Below are 16,908 nucleotides of genomic sequence, written 5' to 3' on the forward strand. Positions count from 1 at the left end.
TAGAACATGGCATTGACCGATCCCCTGGGTGATATGCTCACCCGTATCCGCAACGGCCAGCAGGCGAAGAAGGATTCCGTCCTTTCGCCCGCTTCAAAGCTGCGTGCAAACGTCCTCGAAGTGCTTCAGCGCGAAGGCTACATCCGTGGCTACAGCGAAGACGCTTCGGGTCAGCACCCGGCGTTGCGTATCGAACTGAAATATTTCGAGGGTGAGCCTGCTATCAAGCATGTCGCCCGTGTCTCCAAGCCTGGCCGCCGCGTCTATTCGGGTTCCAAGGAACTCGCTCCGGTGCGCAACGGCCTTGGCATTTCCATCGTTTCGACGCCTCGTGGTGTGCTTTCGGATGCCGAAGCGCGCACCCAGAACGTGGGCGGCGAAGTGCTCGCGGAGGTGTTCTGATGAGCCGCATTGGTAAACAGCCGGTCGCCATCCCTGGTGGCGTAACCGCGCAGATCGATAACGGCACGCTCAGCGTGAAGGGCCCCAAGGGCACCCTGACCATCGGCCTGGTCGATGATATCGACTATCAGGTCGAGGGCGACGTGATCCGCGTCAAGCCGGCCAATTCGACCAAGCGCGCCCGCTCCTACTGGGGCATGCAGCGCACTCTGGTATCGAACCTGGTCGAAGGTGTGACCGAGGGTTACACCAAGGTGCTGGAGATCAACGGCGTTGGTTATCGTGCAACGGCTACGGGCAACAAGCTCAAGCTGCAGCTCGGTTTCAGCCACGATGTCGATCTTGACGTGCCCGCCGGGCTTGAAGTGAAGACCCCTGACCAGACGACGATCGAAGTCAGCGGGATCGACAAGCAGGCTGTCGGGCAGTTCGCCGCAGAGATCCGCGAATTCCGTAAGCCGGAGCCTTACAAGGGCAAGGGTGTGAAATATCGCGGCGAGTATATCTTCCGCAAGGAAGGGAAGAAGAAGTAAGATGGCAAAGCTTTCCCTGTTCGAGCGCCGCCGCCGCCGCGTGCGCACCGCGCTCAAGAAGCGTTCCGGCGCCAAGCCGCGCCTTTCCGTGCACCGCACGGGCAGGCACATCTATGCGCAGATCATCGATGACAAGGACGGCCGCACTGTTGCTGCCGCCTCAACCCTGGGTGAAAAGATCTCGGGCGCGAATGTCGATGCCGCTGCCAAGGTGGGCAAGGATATTGCCGCTGCCGCCAAGAAGGCTGGCGTCTCCACTGTCGTGTTCGATCGCGGCGGGTTCCTGTTTCATGGCCGCGTAAAAGCGCTGGCCGATGCTGCCCGCGAAGGCGGCCTGGAGTTCTGATGATGGCTGACGAGAACAACACAGAAGAAAACGCCACCCCGCAGGCTCCGGTGGAAAATGCTCCTGCTGCGGCAGAAGTTGCACCCAATGTGGCCGAAACAACCGAAGCTGCGGCAACGGAGTCTGCCGATACCGGCGCTCCTTCCCAGCCGCGCGAGAACAATCGCGGTGGCCGTGGTCGTGGCGGCGGTGCTGGTGGCGGCGGTGGCCGTGATGGCAACCGCGAAGGTGGCCGTGGACGCGGTGGCCGTGGTGGCCGTGACGATCGCCGCGGTGGCCGTGACGATGATGGCGGTGAGGAGCTGATCGAAAAGCTCGTCCACATCAACCGCGTCGCCAAGGTGGTGAAGGGCGGCAAGCGCTTTGGTTTTGCTGCACTGGTCGTGGTTGGCGATGGCAAGGGCCGCGTCGGCTTTGGCCACGGCAAGGCACGCGAAGTGCCGGAAGCTATCAACAAGGCGACTGCTGCTGCCAAGAAGAAGATGGTTCGCGTTCCGCTCAAGGACGGCCGCACGCTGCATCACGATGGCATGGGCCATTTCGGTGCCGGCAAGGTGAATGTTCGTTCGGCACCTGCGGGTACCGGCATCATCGCCGGTGGTCCGATGCGCGCAGTTTTCGAAAGCCTTGGCGTTGCCGACGTTGTGACCAAGTCCATCGGCACCTCCAATCCCTATAACATGATCCGCGCCACTTTCGACGCGCTGGTACATCAGACTTCTCCGAAGTCCGTTGCCCAGCGTCGTGGCAAGAAAGTCGCCGACCTTCTGGGTCGCGGCGGCGCGAGCGAAGCAGAGGCCGAAGCCGCTGCTGAAGCTATCGCGGAGTAATCAAGATGGCCGAGAAGAAAACCATCAAGCTCAGGCAGATCGGTTCGCCGATCCGTCGTCCCAAGATCCAGCGCCAGATCCTCATCGGTCTGGGCCTCAACAAGATGCACAAGGTTGTTGAGCTGCAGGATACTCCCGAAGTGCGCGGAGCGCTCAAGAAGCTCCCGCACATGGTGGAAGTGGTCGTCGATTAAGCCGCAAGGCATTTGACCAGGCAGGCCCGGGCATGTACCGGGCCGCCACTATTTCAGCGCGAACAAAGCGAAAGCGAGTGCAAACTATGAAACTCAACGAACTCCGTGACAACGAAGGCGCACGCAAGAACCGCATGCGCGTGGGCCGTGGTATCGGCTCGGGCAAGGGCAAGACGTCCGGCCGCGGTCAGAAGGGCCAGAAGAGCCGTTCGGGCGTTGCCGTAAAGGGCTTCGAAGGCGGCCAGATGCCGCTTCACATGCGTCTGCCAAAGCGTGGCTTCAACAATCCGTTCGGCAAGGATTATGCCGAAGTGAACGTTGGTACCGTGCAGAAGCTGATCGACGAGAAGAAGCTCGACGGCAAGAAGGTCATCGATCACGAAGCTCTCAAGGCTGCCGGCGTTGCCCGTGGCGGCAAGCATGGCGTTCGCCTGCTGGCCAAGGGTGAACTGACCGCCAAGGTATCGTTCAAGGTTGCCGGCGCCTCCAAGGGCGCTCTGGCTGCGGTTGAAAAGGCCGGTGGTTCGGTCGAACTTCCCGCTGCCCAGCCCAGCGAGCATGAGAAGAAGACGGCCCGCCGCGAAGTGAACAAGGCCAACAGCAAGGTCGGCCTGAAGCCCGCCAAGTAACCGGTCAATCAGTCCCCGCAGCAGGCATTTTTTGCCAATTGCTGCGGGGATGATTTGTCCGGGGGGTTCGACATCGCGGATCAGGCCCTATATTGGGCCGGAACGCGGTCCGGTTTGGACGCACAGCAAGGCATATTCTTTCCATGTCATCACGCGCCGACAACATCGCCAGCTCGCTGAGCTTCGCCAATTTCAGCAAGGCAACGGAGCTGCGTGAGCGCATCTTCTTCACCATTGGTGCGCTGATCGTTTTCCGTTTCCTCAGCTTCATTCCGCTTCCCGGCGTGAATCCGCTGATCCTGGAGACGCTGTACGATCAGGCGCGCGGCGGCATCCTCGATTTGTTCAACACCTTCTCCGGCGGTGGTCTGGAACGGATGAGCCTGATCGCTCTGGGCGTGATGCCCTATATTACCGCTTCCATCGTGATCCAGCTGGCCGCCTCTCTTCACCCGTCGCTGATGGCGTTGAAGAAGGAAGGCGAGGCAGGGCGCAAGAAGCTCAACCAATACACGCGTTACGGCACGGTTTTCCTGTGCGCGATCCAGGGCTGGTTCCTGGCTTCGGGCCTGGAAGCATTCGGCGCGCAGAGCGGCGTTCAGGCAGTGGTTGCACCGGGCGTGATGTTCCGCGTCGGCGCGGTGATCTCTCTGGTTGGCGGCACCATGTTCCTGCTGTGGCTGGGTGAGCAGATCACCGCCCGCGGCATCGGCAACGGTGTATCGCTGATCATCATGGCCGGTATCGTCGCCCAGTTCCCGACGTTCACCAGCAATCTGTTCTCAGGCTACAGCGAAGGCTCGATCAGCACCGGTATCGTTATCGGCCTGATCGGCATGATCGTGGTGCTGATCCTGGGCATCTGTTTCATGGAGCGCGCCCAGCGGCGCCTGCTGATCCAGTACCCCAAGCGCGCCCAGCAGCGCGGCGGCATGCAGGCGGACCGCTCGCATCTTCCGCTCAAGCTCAACACCGCCGGCGTTATCCCGCCGATCTTCGCCAGCTCATTGCTTCTGCTTCCGCTGACGATCAGCCAGTTCGCCGGCAATTCGGTGGATTCGGACAGCGCCTTCTTCGGCGTGATCCAGACGCTCAACCAGTATCTGACCCACGGCGCGCCGCTGTACATGGCGCTGTATGCTGCGGGCATCATCTTCTTCTGCTTCTTCTACACCGCAGTGGTCTTCAACCCTGAAGACACGGCGGAGAACCTGAAGAAGAACGGCGGCTTCATCCCCGGCATTCGCCCGGGCAAGCGGACCGCCGATTATCTCGATTATGTGCTGACCCGCATCACCGTGGTCGGCGCGATCTACCTCACCGTGGTGTGCGTGGTGCCGGAATACATGATCGCGCAGACCGGCGTTCCGCTGTTCCTTGGCGGTACCAGCCTGCTGATCGTGGTGAACGTCACTGTCGATACGATCAGCCAGATCCAGTCGCATCTGCTGGCTCACCAGTATGGTGACCTGATCAAGAAGGCCAAGTTGAAGGGACGCCTGCGCTAACCGCGCAAGGACGTGCCGCACGGGGGAGTTTCGAACGCCATGAACATCATTCTTCTTGGCCCTCCAGGGGCGGGCAAGGGCACCCAGTCCAGCCTGCTTGTCGAGCATCACGGCATGCGCCAGCTCTCCACCGGAGACATGCTGCGCGCCGCGGTGAAGGCGCAGACGCCCGTTGGCATCAAGGCCAAGCAGGTGATGGACCGGGGTGAGCTGGTTTCCGACCAGATCGTCTCCGACCTGATCGATGCCGAGCTGGCCGCAATGGGCGCCGATGTCGGCGCCATCTTCGATGGCTATCCGCGCACCGAAGCGCAGGCACTGGCGCTGGACGAACTGCTCGCCAAGAACGGCCGCAAGCTTGACCATGTGATCGAACTGGACGTGGACGAGGATGCTCTGGTTGAGCGGATCATCGGTCGCTTCACCTGCGCCAATTGCGGCGAGGGCTATCACGATATCTTCAAGCAGCCCGCAGTGGCTGGCGTGTGCGACAAGTGTGGCCACGAGGAATTCAAGCGTCGTCCGGACGACAATGAGGAAACCGTGCGCACGCGCATGGCCGAATACCGGGCCAAGACCGCGCCGATCCTGCCGCATTACGATGCTCTGGGCATCGTCACGCGGATTGATGGCATGGCCGATATCGCGGTTGTGACCAAGGCGATCGAGAAAGTCCTGGCCAGCTGATCGCTCCTGCGCTTTCCGATCCGGCGGAGACTTGCTAGTCATCCGCCGGGACGGAGAATTCGCAAGGGGCTTTCATCATGCGGGTAATTCTTGTCGGGCTGGCGGCCATTGCGGCGGCATCCCCTGCATCTGCTGACATTGTTCCGTCTGCTGGCGGGGGCTTTGCCTCCAGCAACCAGGCCGTAGTCTCTGCCGATCTCGCCACCACCTGGTCCATGCTGGTGGAGCCGCAGAACTGGTGGACCCACAGCTGGTCCGGCAATTCGGCCAATCTCTCGCTCGATCCGCGCGCCGGCGGCTGTTTTTGCGAGGTGATCCCCGCACAAGATGACCGCGCGCCCGGGTCTGCCGAACATATGCGGGTGGTGATGGTCATGCCCGGATCGACGCTGCGCATGGTGGGTGCGCTGGGTCCGCTGCAGGCTGAAGGCCTTTCCGGCACGCTCACCGTAACGCTGGCCGATACGGGAGAGGGGACGCTGATCACGTGGGATTATGTGGTCGGCGGCCAGTCGCGCCAGTCGCTGGAGGCCCTGGCGCCGGTGGTTGACCGGGTGCAGGCGGAATTCCTCGGCGGACTTGTTGCTGCGCTGGGCGGACCGGCCCCGGCTCCCTAGAATCCACAATTTCAGCACAGTGTTTTTGACGAGCGGGTAATGCCGCGCTATAAGTGATGTCACCAAGTGCCATGCAGAGGCGCAGGAACTTTCCTGCGGCTCCTTTGCGCGCTTGACGCGAGTGGCGAATCGCCCTACTTGCGGCTTCCATTCGTTTAATCGGAAACCGGTCCGGCAGGCGGCAGCCACAGATGCGCGCCATCCGGGCTGATTGCTGTTGTGGCGCAGTTTTCGGTCAAGCGTTCGACCTTTACGCTATGAGATAGGGGATTTATCCCCTGTGGAGCAGGAGATTTAAGTGGCTCGTATTGCCGGGGTAAATATCCCCACCAACAAGCGCGTTATCGTGGCGCTGACTTACATTCACGGTATCGGCCCGACCACGGCCAAGAAAATCGCCGACAAGCTTGGTATCGATCATTCCCGCCGCGTGCAGGATCTGAGCGATGCGGAAGTCCTGCAGATCCGTGAAACGATCGATGCGGATGTCACCGTTGAAGGCGATCTGCGCCGCAACACGGCGATGAACATCAAGCGCCTTATGGACCTGGCCTGCTATCGCGGCCTGCGTCATCGCAAGGGCCTGCCCGTCCGTGGTCAGCGCACCCATACCAACGCCCGTACCCGCAAGGGCAAGGCCAAGCCTATCGCAGGCAAGAAGAAGTAAGCTTCGGGCCAGTCCCAAAGCTTTTCCCTTCTGCTGCAGATAAAGAGGAATACGTACCATGGCACGCGAACCAGGCCGCGTTAGGCGCCGCGATAAAAAGAACATTTCAAGCGGTGTTGCGCATGTCAACGCCAGCTTCAACAACACGATGATCACCATCACCGACGCACAGGGCAATGCAATCAGCTGGTCCAGCGCTGGCACGATGGGCTTCAAGGGTAGCCGCAAGTCCACTCCCTATGCTGCTCAGGTAGCTGCGGATGACGCCGGCAAGAAAGCCGCCGAACATGGCGTGCGCACCCTGGAAGTTGAGATCAAGGGTCCGGGCTCGGGCCGTGAAAGCGCTCTTCGTGCACTGGCGGCGGTGGGTTTCACCATCACCTCCATTCGCGACGTCACACCGATACCGCATAACGGCGTGAGGCCATCCAAGCGCCGCCGCGTCTGATCCGAACCTGCCCGCGAGGCCGGTAAAACGGTCCCGCATACAGTCATTCGCATCGGCCGCGGCGTCCCAGACGCTCCGCGGCCTTTGCCGCCGAAACTTAAGCCTTTAGGGGAAGTCCATGTCCGTCAATATGAAGAACTGGCAGGAACTCAAGAAGCCCAACAGCCTCGAAATCAAGGAAGGCAGCGACAAGAAGCGCAAGGCCACCTTCGTCGCCGAACCGCTCGAACGCGGCTATGGCCTGACGCTTGGCAATGCGCTGCGCCGCGTTCTGCTCGCCAGCCTTCAGGGTGCCGCCATCACCTCGATCAAGATCGAGAATGTGCTGCATGAGTTCTCGTCACTCGCCGGTGTGCGTGAAGACGTGACCGATATCGTCCTGAACGTGAAGCAGATCGCGCTGAAGATGGAAGGTGAAGGCCCCAAGCGCCTGCAGCTTTCCGCCACCGGCCCGGCTGAAGTAACCGCCGGTGACATCGCCGTGACCGGTGACATTGAAGTGCTCAACCCCGATCTGGTGATCTGTCACCTGGACGAAGGCGCGACGCTGAACATGGAACTGACCGCGGACAGCGGCAGCGGCTATACGCCTGCTGTGCAGAACCGCCCGGCCGATGCGCCGATCGGCCTGATCCCGGTGGATTCGCTCTACTCGCCGATCAAGCAGGTCAGCTACAAGGTCGACAAGGCCCGCGTTGGCCAGGAACTGGACTTCGACAAGCTGAGCCTGACTGTCGAGACCGACGGCACCGTCACTCCTGAAGATGCTGTGGCCTATGCCGCACGCATCCTGCAGGACCAGCTGACGCTGTTCGTCCACTTCGAAGACGGCATTCCGCAGCCGACCAGCGCCATGATCGGCGTTGCCGCGCAGCCGGAAGAAAGCGACACCAACCAGCTCAACCGTTACCTCCTCAAGAAGGTGGACGAGCTGGAACTGTCGGTTCGCTCGGCCAACTGCCTCAAGAACGACAACATCATCTATATCGGCGACCTGGTCCAGAAGACCGAAGCCGAGATGCTGCGCACGCCGAACTTCGGCCGCAAGTCGCTCAACGAGATCAAGGAAGTGCTGTCTTCCATGGGTCTGCGTCTTGGCATGGACATCCCCGGATGGCCGCCTGAGAACATTGAGGAAATGGCCAAGAAGCTCGAACAAGAGCTGCTCGGTTAATCTCCTTGGGTTAATCCTTTCGGGAGTCCCCGCCAGTGGCGGGGACTTACCACAAGGGCGAAGGTGTCGGCCCTGATTGGCACCGGCTACTGGCTACCTGACACGGGCCTTTATCGAACGGAGTATTGAATTATGCGTCACGGACATTCAGGCCGCAAGCTGAGCCGCAAGACCGGCCATCGCAAGGCCCTTTTCCGCAATATGGCGGCGGCCCTCATCAAGCATGAGCAGATCACCACCACCACGGCCAAGGCCAAGGAACTGCGCCCCTATATTGAAAAGCTGATCACGCTGGCAAAGCGTGGCGGCCTTTCCAACCGTCGTCTGGCGCAGTCGCGCCTGCTGGACGAAACCCAGCTGAAGAAGCTGTTTGACGTTCTGGCAGCTCGCTATGCTGACCGTGAAGGCGGTTATACCCGCGTGATCAAGGCCGGTTTCCGTGCTTCGGACGCTGCCCCCATCGCGATCATCGAACTGGTTGACCGTGACGTGGACGCCAAGGGCCAGGACAGCGGCCCGGTGATGACCGAGGACGAATACGAAGACGCGTAAGCACGCGATCCTTCGGACCCTTTCAAAAGGCGGTTGCATTCTATCCGATTGCGACCGCCTTTTTGTATGTCCCCGATCCCTTTGGCGCTGCCGGTCCGCAGTGCATCGCGTCTTGCCGCCTTGGCCAATCGCGCTAAGGCGCTGGGTATGAGCGCACCAGATTATCCCAAGACCCGCCGCGGCGACGCGACCGAGACCATTTTTGGCGAGACGATTGCCGACCCCTATCGCTGGCTGGAAGACGATGTCCGTAACAGCCCGGAAGTGGCCGATTGGGTGGAGCGGCAGAACGCCCTTACCAACGCCTTCCTGGACCGGCTGCCCGCGCGCGAATGGTTCCGCTCGCGCATCAGCGAGTTGTTCGATTTCGAACGTTTCTCCACCCCCTACCAGCGCGGCGGGCGCTATTTCTATTCGCGCAATTCGGGCCTGCAGAACCAGTCTCCGCTGTATGTGCGCGATACGCTGGATGCGGCGCCGCGCCTGCTGATCGATCCCAACCAGTGGGCCGATGACGGGGCTACCGCGCTGTCGGGCTGGGCGCCGTCTCCCGATGGCTCCAAATTGCTCTACTCCGTGCAGGATGGCGGCACCGACTGGCGCATCCTGCGGGTGCTGGATGTGGCGACTGGCGAGGTCCGGCAGGATGAGATCCGCTGGGCCAAGTTCACCGGCCTTGCATGGGTGGGGGAGGAGGGATTTCTCTACTCGCGCTTCCCCGAGCCGGAGGAAGGCGAGGATTTTCAGGCGCTGAACTACAATCAGGCAGTCTATTTCCACCGCCTGGGCACCGCGCAGGAAAGCGACCAACTGGTCTTCTCCACCCCCGATCACCCAGAACGCAACCACAGCGCCAGCGTTTCCGATGATGGCCGCTGGGCGATCATCACCTCATCCATCGGCACCGATGCGCGCTATGAAATTCATGCGGTCAGTCTGGACGATACCGGCAGCGGGGACTGGACCGCACGTGCGCTGGTGACCGGCTTCGACAATGCGTGGAAATTCATCGACGGTATCGGTGACCGGCTGTGGTTCGTCACCAACGAAGACGCACCTCTCTACCGCGTGGTCAGCATCGATCTGGCGGCCGGCCATCCGCAGTGGCGCGAAGTGGTGGCGCAGCAGGACCAGCCGATAGACGGGGCATCGATCGTCGGGGACCGCCTGATCCTGTCCTATCTGCGCGATGCCAGCTCTGCCGTGCGCATCTACACTCTGGACGGAGCAGAGGCGGGCGAAGTGGCGCTGGACGGGATCGGCAGCGTGGGCGGGTTTTCCGGCCACCCCGGCAATGATGAGGCGTTCTACAGCTTCACCAGTTTCAACCGCCCGCCCACCATCTATCGCATGGACGTGGCAAGCGGCGAGACGACCATCTTCGCCCAGCCGGAGATGGCCTTCGATCCTGACAATTTCGTGGTCGAGCAGCGCTTCTATCACAGCAAGGACGGCACGCGCGTGCCCATGTTCATCATGCGCCGCCGCGATCTGGCCGAAGCGGGAGAACCGCTGCCCACGCTGCTGTATGGCTATGGCGGTTTCGACATTTCGCTCACCCCCGGCTTTTCCGCCAGCCGCCTGGCGTGGGTGGAGGCGGGCGGGGCTTATGTGGTGGCCAACATCCGTGGCGGCGGCGAATATGGCAAGGCGTGGCACGATGGCGGTCGCCGCGCCAGCAAGCAGAACAGTTTCGATGATTTTATCGCTGCGGGTGAATATCTGATCGCACAGGGCATCACCGCGCAAGGCGGGCTGGCGATACAGGGCGGATCGAACGGCGGCTTGCTGGTGGGCGCGGTCGTCAACCAGCGGCCAGACCTGTTCGCAGCGGGCAATGCCGGCGTGGGCGTGATGGACATGCTGCGCTTCGATCGCTGGACCGCAGGGCGCTATTGGGTGGACGATTACGGCTATCCTGACCGCGAGGAGGACTTCCGCATCCTGCGCGCCTATTCCCCGCTGCACAATATTCAGGACGGGGTGGACTATCCCGCGCTGCTGGTGACCACTGCCGATACCGATGACCGCGTGGTGCCGGGCCACAGCTTCAAATATATCGCCGCGATGCAGGAAGCTGAACGCGGGGAGCGCCCGCAGCTGATCCGCATAGAGACGCGCGCGGGCCACGGATCGGGCAAGCCGACCGACAAGGCGATTGCCGAAGCCGCGGATATCATGGGTTTTCTTGCATATTGGACGGGTCTGGACGCACCCGAATAACTGTTCATAAAAGCTAACACTTTTGTGAACGCTGGCTAACACGCGAGTTCAGCGTCACCTCACCGTGGCATGCCTATAACTCTCCTCATGGGTGACAGATGGTCACCTGGACGATTGAGGAGAACGACCATGAAGTCCATTTCCAAAGCTCTTGCCAAGGGTACGATTGCAACCGTCGCGGCTGGCGCGCTGGCCGTGGGCATGGCAGCTCCTGCCAACGCCCAGGACCGCAACCACCGCAATAACAATCACATCAGCACGGGCGAAGTCATTGCCGGAGCGGTGATCCTGGGTGGCCTTGCCGCCGTGATCGCTTCCAGCGACAACAACCGCCGCTATGACGACAGGCGCTATGACGATCGCCGTTACAATGACCGCGACTACAATGACCGGCGCTATAACGACCGGGATCGGTATGACGATCGTCGTTCGGGCAGTCGCTATGGCTACAATGGCCGCGGCAATCCCGATCGCGCGGTAGAACAGTGCGTACGGGCCGCTGAACGCCAGGCAGAACGCTGGGGCGGTGGCCGTGCCGACGTGACCCAGATCCGCGATGTCGAGCGTGAACGCGGCGGTTTCGAAGTGACCGGCAGGATTGCAGTGCGCACCAACGATTATCGTGGCCGCAATTCCCGCAACAGAGGCTGGGATGAAGGGCGCTTCACCTGCGACTTCCGCCGTGGCCGGGTGGTCGACATCGACTATCGCGGCATCCGCGGCCTCTGAGACATGAATCTCCCGGGAAAGGCGGTTCAGGCTAATGCAAGCCTGGGCCGCCTATCTCTTGTGTCAATGACAAAGTCGGCCCCCAATATGATGGGGCTGCGCAACAGACTGAAGATAGGAAGCCGCCAATGGCCGTGATCCGCAACAAATTCGCCCTTGCCGCCGCAACGCTGGCCGCCACGTCGATGACCGCCATCCCCGTGGCCGCCGCGCAACTCCCGCATGTTGCCAGTGGAACCTCTGCCGCCGTGGTCGCCTATGATGGCGATGCCGGCAATGTGCAGAACCACCGCTGGCGCCGCGATCGTCGCGGAGTGAATACGGGCGATGTGATCGCTGGCGTCCTGGTGCTGGGTACGATTGCCGCCATTGCCAGCTCTGCCTCCAGTAACCGTGACCGCACCTATGACCGCACCCGTGTGCGCGATAATGACGTGCGTTACCGCGAACCGGCCCGCCCTGAGCGCTCCTGGTCGTCGGGCGGCATGGACCGCGCGGTGGACATGTGCGTGGATCAGGTCGAACGCGGGCGTGACCGGGTGGACAGCGTGGACAATGCCGCGCGTGATTCCAGCGGTTGGAACGTGTCCGGATCGCTCAGCAGCGGCGACTATTTCTCCTGCCGGATCGACAATGAAGGCCGTATCCGCAGCATCGATATGGGTGACGATTTCTCCTATTCCGCAGACGGCGATACGCAGTTTTCGGGCGATGACCGCCAGTGGTCCGATGATCAATACGCTGCGGCCCGCGCCAGTACGCACGGTTCACAAGGCAGCAGCAGTAGCGCAGTGATTGACCAGGACCTGCGCGATGATCCGCGTCCGGCCTATCCCGGCGGTCCGCTGCCCGGTGAAGAGGGCTACGAAGCCAGTTTTGGCGGTTAGGTGTCCCTCGAATAGGCGGGCAGGGTAAGATGCCAAATCAGCGCCGCACCGCGCAGGGCAAAACCTGCGCATGCGGCGATGGCCCAGCTCCACCAGTCACCCATTCCCAGATAGACGAAGATCGCGGTCAGCGTGGCCGAAAGTGCTGCGGCTGTAACGTAAAGATCGGGCCGCATCATGATCGATGGCACGCCCGCCACCACATCGCGGATAATGCCGCCCGCACAACCTGTCAGCACGCCCAGGATCACCGCCGGAACAGGCGCCACGCCAAAGGCCAGCGCCTTGGCCGTGCCCAGCACCGCAAAGGCGGCAAGCCCGGCGGCATCGGCCCATTCCAGCAGTCTGTTGTCCCAGATGCGGTGCGGGGTGAACCACACCACCAGCGCGGTGGCCAGGATCACCGGAGCCACCCACGGATCGCGCAGCCAGAAGGCGGGCACGCCGATCAGCACATCGCGCACCGATCCGCCGCCAACCCCCGTCACCAGCGCAAAGAAGCACAGCGTCACGAATGTCTGCCGCAGCCGCGCGGCGATCAACGCTCCGGTCAGCGCGAACACTGCCGTGCCCGCAAGATCGAGCAACGGCGGCAGTGCAGGAAGCAGCGGCGGAGTCATGCTTCAGTCCTGACCCTGTGCCTTGACCCGCACCTTTGCCTTGCGGCGGCGGAACATCAGCACGCAGCCCAGCAGCGAACCGATCACGCCCAGCAGGGCGAAGATGATCAGTACCGGGTGCGATGTATCCTCGCGCGTCTGCAGATCCATGATGTGCAGGCCCCACATGAAATCATACACGCGCCACCAAGATGATCGCACCGCCAGCAGCTGGCCGGTGGAATTGTGAATGTAGATATTGGTCCCGTCGGCAAAATGGGCCTGCCAGGATGCGGTGGGCAGGCGCAGATCGCCGGGCACCACGTCGGAGGGGAAATAGGTGATCGTCTCCAGCGCGGCATCGCCGGCATAGGCCGCCAGCGCAATGCGCCGCGCCTCATCCTCGATCACCGGCGGGATCAGAGTGCCATCGGTGGCGGAATAGCGATATTGCCCGCCATCCTCCTCGGTCACGATCCACGCGGGGCCATCCACCTGATTGACCAGAGAGATGCTGCGCGCTGTGCCGATGCGGGTGGGGAAGACCAGACCCGCAGTCTCGATCAGCGCAGGATCGGCACGCAGGTGATCGCCGCGCACAGTCTCGATAGGCTGCGCCACCATCACCAGCCCGCTGATCGTCCACATCAGGATCGGCACGCCGACCAGCCAGCCAAGCCAGATGTGCCAGCGCGCGAAGCGCTGCATTGTTTGTTGGATACCCATTGGCAGTGATTAGCGGGGCGGGCGCCGCAGCGCTAGCGTGTCGCGAACAGCTTTGACCGGTCGGCAAAGGCCTTCATTTCCACCGCATTGCCCGATGGATCGCGGAAGAACATGGTCGCCTGCTCGCCCGGCTGGCCGGCAAAGCGGATGTAGGGCGCAATCGCGAATTTCACGCCCGCGTCCGTCAGCCTCGCGGCCAGCGCCTTCCATTCCACCATCGACAGCACGATGCCGAAATGGGGGACTGGCACGCCGTGGCCATCCACCGGGTTGCTGGCTTCATCGCGCCGGTCGCAGCCGGGAACGAGGTGGGTCACGATCTGGTGGCCGCAAAAGTCGAAATCCACCCATGTCTCGCAGCTGCGCCCTTCGGGGCAGCCCATCACGCCGCCCCAGAACGCCCGCGCCGCCGCCAGATCATGCACCGGGAAGGCGAGGTGGAAGGGGGAAAGCTCTGCCATGCTGGCGCTTACATATGGATCGGCTTGCCGCGCACCGCCATTGCCGCTTCCTTGATCGCTTCGGAGTGCGTCGGGTGGGCGTGGCAGGTATAGGCGATATCCTCGCTGGTCGCGCCGAACTCCATGCCCAGCGCGGCTTCGGCGATCATCGTTCCGGCGACAGAGGCGATGGCCCACACGCCCAGAACGCGGTCCGTCTGCGCATCGGCGATCACCTTCACGAAGCCGTCCGGCTCATGATTGGTCTTGGCGCGGCTGTTGGCGAGCATGGGGAACTTGCCGACCTTGATCGCGGCCTTGTCGCCGCCGGCTTTCTCCAGCGCGGCTTCCTCGGTCAGGCCGACACCGGCCATTTCCGGCCAGGTATAGACCACGCCGGGGATCACATCGTGGTTGACGATGCCGGTCTGTCCGGCGATCCATTCGGCCACCGCAATGCCCTCATCCTCGGCCTTGTGGGCGAGCATGGGGCCGGGGACCACGTCGCCAATGGCGCGCACACCGGCCACCGAAGTGCGGAATTCTCCGTCAATCTCGATCTGGCCGCGCTTGTTGGTCTCCAGGCCGATATTCTCCAGCCCGAGCCCTTCGGTATTGGGCCTGCGTCCGATGGAAACCAGCACGCAGTCCGCCTTCAGCGTCTCTGCCGCGCCGCCTGCGGAAGGCTCCAGCGTCAAGGTGGCGGTCTTGCCCTTCACGGCAACGCCGGTGACCTTGGTAGACAGCTTCAGTTCCATGCCCTGCTTGGCAAAGACCTTGGCGGCTTCCTTGCGGATATCGCCGTCCATGCCGGGCAGCAACTGGTCGAGGAATTCCACCACGGTGACTTTCGCGCCGAGCCTGCGCCAGACCGAACCCAGCTCCAGCCCGATCACGCCGCCGCCGATCACCACCATGTGCTTTGGCACGGCGGCAAGTTCCAGCGCGCCGGTGGAATCGACCACCACGCCCTTGTCATTGTCCACGTCCACGCCGGGCAGCGGGGTGACGGAGGAACCGGTGGCGATCACCACTTCCTTCGCGCTGTAGGTGGCATCGCCAACCTTCACCGTGTGCGCATCGACAAAGCTGGCAAAGCCCTTGATCCAGGTGACCTTGTTCTTCTTGAACAGATATTCGATCCCGCCGGTCAGCTGCTTGACCGCATCCCTGCGCTGATCATGCATCACCGGAAGGTTGAGCTTTGGCGTCACGTCCACGCCCATCTTGGCCATCATGCCATTGGCCGCCGCGTCATAGAATTCGGACGCATGCAGCATCGCCTTGGAAGGAATGCAGCCGACATTGAGGCATGTTCCGCCCAGCGTCTCGCGGCTTTCCACGCAGGCCGTCTTCAGCCCCAGCTGCGCCGCGCGGATCGCGCCGACATAACCGCCGGGGCCAGAGCCGATGAACAGGACGTCGAAATCGTAATTGTCAGCCATCACTTCTTCCTCAAAGGTCGATCAGCATCCGCATCGGATCTTCGATCGCTTCCTTCATGATCTTGAGCGCAGTCACTGCCTCGCGTCCGTCAATGATGCGGTGGTCGTAGGACAGGGCGAGATACATCATCGGGCGGATCACCACCTGGCCATTTACGGCGACGGGGCGATCCTCGATCCGGTGGAGGCCAAGCACGGCGCTCTGCGGCGGGTTGATGATCGGGGTCGACATCAGCGATCCGAACACGCCGCCGTTGGAGATGGTGAAGGTGCCGCCCTGCATGTCTGCCATGGTCAGCGTGCCTTCCTTGGCCTTGCGGCCGAATTCGGCGATGGCCAGCTCGATCTCGGCAAAGCTCATCTGGTCCACGCTGCGCACCACCGGCACAACCAGCCCGTTGGGCGCGCTGACCGCGACCGAGAGGTCGACGAAATTATGGTAGAGGATCTCGTCGCCCTCGATCTGCGCATTGACCGACGGGACATCCTTCAGCGCCAGGCAGGCGGCCTTGGCGAAGAACGACATGAAGCCCAGCTTGATGCCGTGCTTCCTGGCGAACATGTCCTTGTACTGGTTGCGCGCCTCGATCACCGCGGTCATGTCCACATCGTTGAACGTGGTCAGCAGGGCGGCATTGTCCTGCGCGCTCTTGAGCCTCTTGGCGATGGTCTGGCGCAGGCGCGTCATCTTCACCCGCTCGACAGTGCGCTCACCCGTGGCGCCGGCATCTGCGGCGGCCGGTGCGGGCGAGGGCGCAGGCGCTGCCGCGCCGCCATCCTTCTTGGCCTTGGCGGCGGCCAGCACGTCTTCCTTGGTCAGGCGGCCATCCTTGCCGGTGCCTTTGATGGTGCTGGGGTCCACCCCATGTTCCAGAACCGCGCGGCGCACGGCGGGGGACAGCGTCTGCGGATCGCCGGCATCATCGTCCGCGGCTTCCTTGGCAATAGCGGCCGGAGCGGGGGCCGGAGACGGGGCCGGTGCAGCAGCGGCAGGCGCGGGCGAGGGTGCAGGCGCGGCGGCGCCATCGGTAGCCTCTATCTGCGCGATAGCTGCGCCAACTTCCACCGTGTCACCCACGGCCACAAGCTGTGCGCTGAGGATACCGGCCACAGGGGCGGGCACTTCCACTGCAACCTTGTCTGTCTCCAGACTGCAAATCGGCTCGTCCAGGGCGACTGCATCACCGGGCTTCTTCAGCCATTCGCCAATAGTGGCTTCGGTAACGGATTCGCCCAGCGTGGGGACTTTGACTTCATGGGCCATGATTGGAT

General features: G+C 62.4%; 21 protein-coding genes. 16 read left to right on the forward strand and 5 right to left on the reverse strand.

The window, feature by feature from the left end; all coding sequences use genetic code 11:
- Positions 1-6: 6 nt before the first annotated feature.
- From rpsH to ABDZ98_RS08220, 16 genes are all read left to right on the forward strand, one after another.
- Positions 7-402 (forward strand): 30S ribosomal protein S8, encoded by a 396-nt coding sequence (rpsH, locus tag ABDZ98_RS08145; protein ID WP_160589761.1) that lies wholly within the window; start codon positions 7-9, stop codon positions 400-402.
- Positions 402-935 carry a 50S ribosomal protein L6 gene (rplF, locus tag ABDZ98_RS08150; protein ID WP_160589760.1) on the forward strand — a complete coding sequence of 178 codons (534 nt, stop codon included), beginning with the start codon at positions 402-404 and terminating at the stop codon, positions 933-935. Before rpsH ends, rplF begins: the two co-directional genes overlap by 1 nt.
- Before the next feature lies 1 nt (position 936).
- Positions 937-1,281 carry a 50S ribosomal protein L18 gene (gene rplR / locus ABDZ98_RS08155; RefSeq protein WP_160589759.1) on the forward strand — a complete coding sequence of 115 codons (345 nt, stop codon included), beginning with the start codon at positions 937-939 and terminating at the stop codon, positions 1,279-1,281.
- Positions 1,281-2,111: a 30S ribosomal protein S5 gene (gene rpsE / locus ABDZ98_RS08160; protein WP_160589758.1), complete on the forward strand. Its 831-nt coding sequence runs from the start codon at positions 1,281-1,283 to the stop codon at positions 2,109-2,111. The genes rplR and rpsE overlap by 1 nt, the downstream gene beginning before the upstream one ends.
- A gap of 5 nt (positions 2,112-2,116) precedes the next feature.
- Positions 2,117-2,305, forward strand: a complete 189-nt coding sequence (gene rpmD, locus ABDZ98_RS08165; protein ID WP_160589757.1) for a 50S ribosomal protein L30 — start codon at positions 2,117-2,119, stop codon at positions 2,303-2,305.
- A gap of 86 nt (positions 2,306-2,391) precedes the next feature.
- Positions 2,392-2,934, forward strand: a complete 543-nt coding sequence (gene rplO / locus ABDZ98_RS08170) for a 50S ribosomal protein L15 (RefSeq protein ID WP_160589756.1) — start codon at positions 2,392-2,394, stop codon at positions 2,932-2,934.
- A 143-nt stretch (positions 2,935-3,077) separates the two neighbouring features.
- A complete protein-coding gene (gene secY, locus ABDZ98_RS08175; RefSeq protein ID WP_160589755.1) occupies positions 3,078-4,442 on the forward strand; it encodes a preprotein translocase subunit SecY in 1,365 nt (454 codons plus the stop codon).
- A 39-nt stretch (positions 4,443-4,481) separates the two neighbouring features.
- Positions 4,482-5,129 carry an adenylate kinase gene (locus ABDZ98_RS08180; RefSeq protein WP_160589754.1) on the forward strand — a complete coding sequence of 216 codons (648 nt, stop codon included), beginning with the start codon at positions 4,482-4,484 and terminating at the stop codon, positions 5,127-5,129.
- A 77-nt stretch (positions 5,130-5,206) separates the two neighbouring features.
- On the forward strand, positions 5,207-5,746 hold the full coding sequence (locus ABDZ98_RS08185; protein WP_160589753.1) for an SRPBCC family protein: 540 nt from the start codon (positions 5,207-5,209) through the stop codon (positions 5,744-5,746).
- 298 nt (positions 5,747-6,044) lie between these two features.
- Complete coding sequence (gene rpsM, locus ABDZ98_RS08190; RefSeq protein ID WP_160589752.1) at positions 6,045-6,413, forward strand: 30S ribosomal protein S13; 369 nt, start codon at positions 6,045-6,047, stop codon at positions 6,411-6,413.
- A gap of 58 nt (positions 6,414-6,471) precedes the next feature.
- Positions 6,472-6,861 carry a 30S ribosomal protein S11 gene (rpsK, locus tag ABDZ98_RS08195; protein ID WP_160589751.1) on the forward strand — a complete coding sequence of 130 codons (390 nt, stop codon included), beginning with the start codon at positions 6,472-6,474 and terminating at the stop codon, positions 6,859-6,861.
- Between the two features lie 118 nt (positions 6,862-6,979).
- Positions 6,980-8,035 carry a DNA-directed RNA polymerase subunit alpha gene (locus ABDZ98_RS08200; protein WP_160589750.1) on the forward strand — a complete coding sequence of 352 codons (1,056 nt, stop codon included), beginning with the start codon at positions 6,980-6,982 and terminating at the stop codon, positions 8,033-8,035.
- A gap of 132 nt (positions 8,036-8,167) precedes the next feature.
- Positions 8,168-8,587 (forward strand): 50S ribosomal protein L17, encoded by a 420-nt coding sequence (gene rplQ / locus ABDZ98_RS08205; RefSeq protein WP_160589749.1) that lies wholly within the window; start codon positions 8,168-8,170, stop codon positions 8,585-8,587.
- A 147-nt stretch (positions 8,588-8,734) separates the two neighbouring features.
- On the forward strand, positions 8,735-10,810 hold the full coding sequence (locus ABDZ98_RS08210) for a prolyl oligopeptidase family serine peptidase (protein WP_160589748.1): 2,076 nt from the start codon (positions 8,735-8,737) through the stop codon (positions 10,808-10,810).
- A gap of 129 nt (positions 10,811-10,939) precedes the next feature.
- Positions 10,940-11,539: a hypothetical protein gene (locus ABDZ98_RS08215; protein ID WP_160589747.1), complete on the forward strand. Its 600-nt coding sequence runs from the start codon at positions 10,940-10,942 to the stop codon at positions 11,537-11,539.
- Between the two features lie 128 nt (positions 11,540-11,667).
- Positions 11,668-12,426: a hypothetical protein gene (locus ABDZ98_RS08220; RefSeq protein WP_160589746.1), complete on the forward strand. Its 759-nt coding sequence runs from the start codon at positions 11,668-11,670 to the stop codon at positions 12,424-12,426.
- On the opposite strand, the gene ABDZ98_RS08225 is transcribed toward ABDZ98_RS08220, so the two are convergent.
- The 5 genes from ABDZ98_RS08225 to odhB are packed head-to-tail and all read right to left on the reverse strand — an operon-like array spanning position 12,423 to position 16,900.
- On the reverse strand, positions 12,423-13,046 hold the full coding sequence (locus ABDZ98_RS08225; protein ID WP_160589745.1) for a trimeric intracellular cation channel family protein: 624 nt from the start codon (positions 13,044-13,046) through the stop codon (positions 12,423-12,425). The genes ABDZ98_RS08220 and ABDZ98_RS08225 overlap by 4 nt on opposite strands.
- Positions 13,047-13,049: 3 nt before the next feature.
- Positions 13,050-13,751 (reverse strand): PepSY domain-containing protein, encoded by a 702-nt coding sequence (locus tag ABDZ98_RS08230; RefSeq protein WP_160589744.1) that lies wholly within the window; start codon positions 13,749-13,751, stop codon positions 13,050-13,052.
- A 32-nt stretch (positions 13,752-13,783) separates the two neighbouring features.
- A complete protein-coding gene (locus ABDZ98_RS08235) occupies positions 13,784-14,212 on the reverse strand; it encodes a VOC family protein (protein ID WP_160589743.1) in 429 nt (142 codons plus the stop codon).
- Between the two features lie 8 nt (positions 14,213-14,220).
- Positions 14,221-15,636 (reverse strand): dihydrolipoyl dehydrogenase, encoded by a 1,416-nt coding sequence (lpdA, locus tag ABDZ98_RS08240; RefSeq protein WP_160589742.1) that lies wholly within the window; start codon positions 15,634-15,636, stop codon positions 14,221-14,223.
- Positions 15,637-15,646: 10 nt separating this feature from the next.
- Positions 15,647-16,900 (reverse strand): 2-oxoglutarate dehydrogenase complex dihydrolipoyllysine-residue succinyltransferase, encoded by a 1,254-nt coding sequence (gene odhB / locus ABDZ98_RS08245; RefSeq protein WP_160589741.1) that lies wholly within the window; start codon positions 16,898-16,900, stop codon positions 15,647-15,649.
- Positions 16,901-16,908 lie beyond the last annotated feature (8 nt).

Origin of the sequence: Alteraurantiacibacter aestuarii (assembly GCF_039523595.1) — a bacterium.
Lineage (GTDB): Bacteria > Pseudomonadota > Alphaproteobacteria > Sphingomonadales > Sphingomonadaceae > Alteraurantiacibacter > Alteraurantiacibacter aestuarii.

Coding starts and splice junctions, on each gene's coding strand:
- ABDZ98_RS08225 (WP_160589745.1), bottom strand. CDS start 13,046: ATGACTCCGCCGCTGCTTCCTGCACTGCCGCCGTTGCTCGATCTTGCG.
- ABDZ98_RS08200 (WP_160589750.1), top strand. CDS start 6,980: ATGTCCGTCAATATGAAGAACTGGCAGGAACTCAAGAAGCCCAACAGC.
- rpmD (WP_160589757.1), top strand. CDS start 2,117: ATGGCCGAGAAGAAAACCATCAAGCTCAGGCAGATCGGTTCGCCGATC.
- ABDZ98_RS08180 (WP_160589754.1), top strand. CDS start 4,482: ATGAACATCATTCTTCTTGGCCCTCCAGGGGCGGGCAAGGGCACCCAG.
- ABDZ98_RS08230 (WP_160589744.1), bottom strand. CDS start 13,751: ATGGGTATCCAACAAACAATGCAGCGCTTCGCGCGCTGGCACATCTGG.
- ABDZ98_RS08220 (WP_160589746.1), top strand. CDS start 11,668: ATGGCCGTGATCCGCAACAAATTCGCCCTTGCCGCCGCAACGCTGGCC.
- rpsH (WP_160589761.1), top strand. CDS start 7: ATGGCATTGACCGATCCCCTGGGTGATATGCTCACCCGTATCCGCAAC.
- ABDZ98_RS08185 (WP_160589753.1), top strand. CDS start 5,207: ATGCGGGTAATTCTTGTCGGGCTGGCGGCCATTGCGGCGGCATCCCCT.
- rplF (WP_160589760.1), top strand. CDS start 402: ATGAGCCGCATTGGTAAACAGCCGGTCGCCATCCCTGGTGGCGTAACC.
- ABDZ98_RS08235 (WP_160589743.1), bottom strand. CDS start 14,212: ATGGCAGAGCTTTCCCCCTTCCACCTCGCCTTCCCGGTGCATGATCTG.
- rplQ (WP_160589749.1), top strand. CDS start 8,168: ATGCGTCACGGACATTCAGGCCGCAAGCTGAGCCGCAAGACCGGCCAT.
- rplO (WP_160589756.1), top strand. CDS start 2,392: ATGAAACTCAACGAACTCCGTGACAACGAAGGCGCACGCAAGAACCGC.
- rpsK (WP_160589751.1), top strand. CDS start 6,472: ATGGCACGCGAACCAGGCCGCGTTAGGCGCCGCGATAAAAAGAACATT.
- ABDZ98_RS08215 (WP_160589747.1), top strand. CDS start 10,940: ATGAAGTCCATTTCCAAAGCTCTTGCCAAGGGTACGATTGCAACCGTC.
- secY (WP_160589755.1), top strand. CDS start 3,078: ATGTCATCACGCGCCGACAACATCGCCAGCTCGCTGAGCTTCGCCAAT.
- rpsE (WP_160589758.1), top strand. CDS start 1,281: ATGATGGCTGACGAGAACAACACAGAAGAAAACGCCACCCCGCAGGCT.
- rplR (WP_160589759.1), top strand. CDS start 937: ATGGCAAAGCTTTCCCTGTTCGAGCGCCGCCGCCGCCGCGTGCGCACC.
- lpdA (WP_160589742.1), bottom strand. CDS start 15,636: ATGGCTGACAATTACGATTTCGACGTCCTGTTCATCGGCTCTGGCCCC.
- odhB (WP_160589741.1), bottom strand. CDS start 16,900: ATGGCCCATGAAGTCAAAGTCCCCACGCTGGGCGAATCCGTTACCGAA.
- ABDZ98_RS08210 (WP_160589748.1), top strand. CDS start 8,735: ATGAGCGCACCAGATTATCCCAAGACCCGCCGCGGCGACGCGACCGAG.